The following is a 3594-nucleotide window of genomic DNA, read 5'->3' on the forward strand; positions in this document are numbered from 1 at the left end:
CCGTCGGCGAGCTGCGCAGGCCGCTCATCTGACCGGCAACTGCCTGGCGCAGGTCGTCTATCTTCTGCTGCGTGAGGACGTTCCTGATGCAGACGACACCGTCCCGGTCAAAGGCCGCTTGCTGGGCCGGCGTGACAAGCGCGCTTATGAGGCCGGTCATGCGACCTTGCCCCGCTGACGCTCGATCCATGCGGCGGCATAACCGGCGACGATGGCCTCGGCATTGCGATAGCGATCAAGCTGACGGTCGAATGTCGCTTCATCAATCGTCGACACAGCCGGTATCCACGCCAAATTGTCGCCTTCCCGCCTTGGAAGTCCGAGTGGCTCGGTTTGCCAGACCCGCTGGACCAGGTTGAAGAATTTCTGGTGGGTCAACCCGCTGAGCCGGCCAATACCATTGTCAAGGCAGTACGCCGTCAGCCCGAGGCCGATGCGGCACCTGAAACGGAAATCTTCGACCGGATCGGTTGTCAGAGAGCGATCCGTCACGAAACGGGAGCATTCCCAGATGTCTTTTCCAACCGGATAGGGCTGCAGGTTGCAATAATCGGCAAACAGTTCGCCCAGCATGTGCGGGCCGACAGTCGGATTGAGGCGGGATGTGCCGACAACTTCCCCTGTGGCCGTCAGGGCGATGACATACACGGTCTCGTCGGTATCGAACTGGTCCTTGTCATAACCCGCCTCGATGCCCGGAATATCCCATCCCCACTCGCCGACAACGATGCGGTAGCGCATCTGATACATTTCATCCAGCATGTCTGAGTGCTCATGACGTTTGTCCGGGGTGACGATCTGAAACATTTGCTGAACTCCTTTTGAGCACGAGGAGCATGTCGCGGATCGGAGCACGGGTAATGTCCCCTTTAGGTGACTGGTCAGGGGAGAATCTGATGGCGGGCGATGGCGCTGGCAACCAGATGCGCCCGGTTGACGGCATCAAGCTTGTCCCTTGCCCGGCGCAAGGTCTTTTTGACCGTGTCCTCCTGGATGCCCAGGATATGGACAATGTCCCAATTGGACTTTCCGGCGGCCGCAAACTGGACGCACTCGGTCTCGCGGAGCGTGAGTTCTGCTACCTTCTGATAGGGAAACGGCCCGAGCATTGCTTCAAGATGATAGTAGGCAATCTGGCAGACGATCTCCAGCTCGGCGACCTCTGTCGGCGACAGATCAGGCTTTACCCCGCCTCCCAGCGAGACCCCGCCGGATACGCTTTCGAGGGCGTGCATGGGAAACATCATGCCATGGGGCAGACCGTAATCGCGCACCGTATCGACGGTACGACGCCCGGCCCGGGTGGCATGGGCGCGCGCTTCGGCCCATTTGAAAGGTCGTTACGACCGCACGGCGCAGAAGACAATCGGATCGTGAAGGATAGCGCCCCAGCTGCGCCTTGCAGCCTTGAGTTCCTCTGACCTGTTCGAAAGATAGAGTATATCCTTAAGCGGAACATTCATGGGTTTGACGAGCTGACCGAGGAGTATCTTCTCAAAGCCATATGCTTCTATGAAAACGGCGAGGGCCGAGATCGTCTCGGCACTGGCGCCTGTTGCCGTGATCAGGCGGATCGCATGGAGGACGGCGGACCCGTTATAGTCGTGCATCGTCATGGTACCTCTTCAAAACATCAGTCCCGCATGACACTTCCGGCGCGTCGTGGCAGAGGATGGAAGTTGTCTGCAGCACCCTCAAAAGTCCCTTTATTGTTGCACAATTTTCCCACTTATGGTTTAACACAGATAGCTTCAAGAATACAGGGCTATCCGGCGGACCGGCGCCTGGACTCGCGATCCGAAGACAGGGGAATCGATCGCACGCCTGACTGTGCAGCGCTCAATCAGTTCGCGTCGGATCTCGGGCAGCATCACCGTACAGGTGATATCCCGGTGGCCGCTTCTTCTTTCTGCGGGTCGATCCGCCCGCGCCATGCGCCTCAAAGGAAGGCATTCCATGCGAACCGGCACATCCGAATTCCTGCCAGACAGAGACGGTCCGTCCGGATCGTGGCAGAAATGCCTGCAAGCGGGTCGGCAATACCTGGCGGCAGGCCAGCCTCGTGCTGCCCTGCCCCATCTGCTGGCAGCCAACCGCCTTCGCCCCGGTCAATTCATTGTCCTGCAGGCGCTCGCTGCGGCCTACTTGCGGGCCGGACAACCCGATCATGCACTGGCGTGTTTCGATCAGCTCCTCTCCCTCGACCCCGCGAACTGGCGCGCCCTGCATGGACGCGGTCTTGCCCAGCATGCACGCGGGGACCGGTCGGCGGCCCTTGGGGCCTTCCGCAGGAGCGTCGGATCCTCCCCGGATGCGTGGGAAGCGTGGGGATCGATTGCGGATATCACGCCCGACGAGGATGAACGGGTTTGCGCCATCGCGTATCGGGCTGACGCGCTTCTGCGCCGGTGCGGTAGCGGGCAAGCAAGTCCGCGTGACTATTCCGACTGTGTGAGGTCCCTGCTCGATGCCCGGCGCGGCCACGAAGCTGTCGAATTCATAGGCCGCAATACCGCTCGGTTCCACGACCGGTCAACCGCGCATGACTGGCTGGCCAGGGCCTCGTACGAGACGGGGGACTATCGTGAGGCGCTCCGACAAAAGCAGTATGCCCTGTCTCCCGGCCAGCACGGCCTTGCCGACGGGCCATCGTCCCCCTCTTTCAGTCCGGACGCGGCGGCACGCGCCTTGTGCGGGATCGGAAAAATCCTGGAGGCTGCCGGCATTTCCTGGTTTCTGGCGGCTGGCACCCTGCTTGGATTTTATCGGGACGGCGCCCCGCTGGCGCATGACAGGGATGTCGATATCGGCGTCCTTGCCGACGCGGTCGGTGGACCTGATTTGGCCGGTGTCATCCGCGAACACCCTGCCCTCCTGCTCGACCGGCGGGCGCGGCCGGGCGACCGCTATTTTCCACTCACTTTCGAAGGGATCGCCGTCGACATTTTCCTGTATGAGCCAGGCGACGGTGCCCTTCATTGCGGACTGGGCCGGCTTGTCGGAGACGTGGCCTGGCGCTTCACATCATTCGGGCTGAAGGCCGCCGACTTTCAGGGGCAGACCTGTAATATTCCCGACGACCCGGACCGCTATCTTGATGAAACCTATGGATACGGCTGGCAGATGCCGGACACGGGGTATGCGTCGGCCCTCAGTTCTCCGGCGCTATGCGACGTCGATCCGTATGTGCGCGCCTATTATGCGCTTGCGCGTGCGCTCAAGGCCCGCCTCAGCGGCGATGAGGCAAAGGTGCGCGCCCTTCTGCGGCAGTCACCTGTCCGCGTTGGTCTGCCCGACCTCGCCGCCGGTGGGGTACCGCCTGCAGGCGCTGGCCTGGAGACAAATTTCCATGCCACAGAGAATGGCGAGGAGGACGCATGAGCTGAGTGCGAAGGACTGCGACTGAAAAGGGAATGTGATTACGCCGCGCCATGCGATCGGTGAACGCAGCGATGTAACAGGGGCAAAACCTCGGGCAAGTTGAGGTTTGCGGGTCACGTCGTTGTTGCGTCGAATTGACTCATCTGGTTGGGGTGGGATTCACAAGCCTGGCAATTTCTGTCTCTATCGCGCAATGGTCAAGCCACCCTCTCA

At 61.0% G+C, this 3594-nt stretch carries 4 protein-coding genes and 1 pseudogene; 1 reads left to right on the forward strand and 4 read right to left on the reverse strand.

Features of this window, described 5'->3' with window-relative positions; translation table 11 throughout:
• Nucleotides 1-156: 156 nt before the first annotated feature.
• The 4 genes and pseudogenes from ACESNB_RS07530 to ACESNB_RS07545 form a co-directional block, all read right to left on the reverse strand.
• Nucleotides 157-807, reverse strand: coding sequence for an acyl-homoserine-lactone synthase (locus ACESNB_RS07530; RefSeq protein WP_373005894.1), 651 nt, complete (start codon nucleotides 805-807; stop codon nucleotides 157-159).
• A 74-nt stretch (nucleotides 808-881) separates the two neighbouring features.
• Nucleotides 882-1109, reverse strand: coding sequence for a helix-turn-helix domain-containing protein (locus tag ACESNB_RS07535; RefSeq protein ID WP_373005900.1), 228 nt, complete (start codon nucleotides 1107-1109; stop codon nucleotides 882-884).
• Between the two features lie 27 nt (nucleotides 1110-1136).
• Nucleotides 1137-1325 (reverse strand): annotated as a pseudogene (locus ACESNB_RS07540) (autoinducer binding domain-containing protein); the annotation flags it as partial.
• 15 nt (nucleotides 1326-1340) lie between these two features.
• Nucleotides 1341-1616, reverse strand: coding sequence for a hypothetical protein (locus ACESNB_RS07545; RefSeq protein WP_373005896.1), 276 nt, complete (start codon nucleotides 1614-1616; stop codon nucleotides 1341-1343).
• Between the two features lie 340 nt (nucleotides 1617-1956).
• Between ACESNB_RS07545 and ACESNB_RS07550 the strand changes: the two genes are divergently transcribed.
• Nucleotides 1957-3381 (forward strand): tetratricopeptide repeat protein, encoded by a 1425-nt coding sequence (locus ACESNB_RS07550; protein WP_373005898.1) that lies wholly within the window; start codon nucleotides 1957-1959, stop codon nucleotides 3379-3381.
• Nucleotides 3382-3594: the final 213 nt, after the last annotated feature.

The organism is Hyphomonas sp. (genome assembly GCF_041689225.1).
GTDB lineage: Bacteria > Pseudomonadota > Alphaproteobacteria > Caulobacterales > Hyphomonadaceae > Hyphomonas.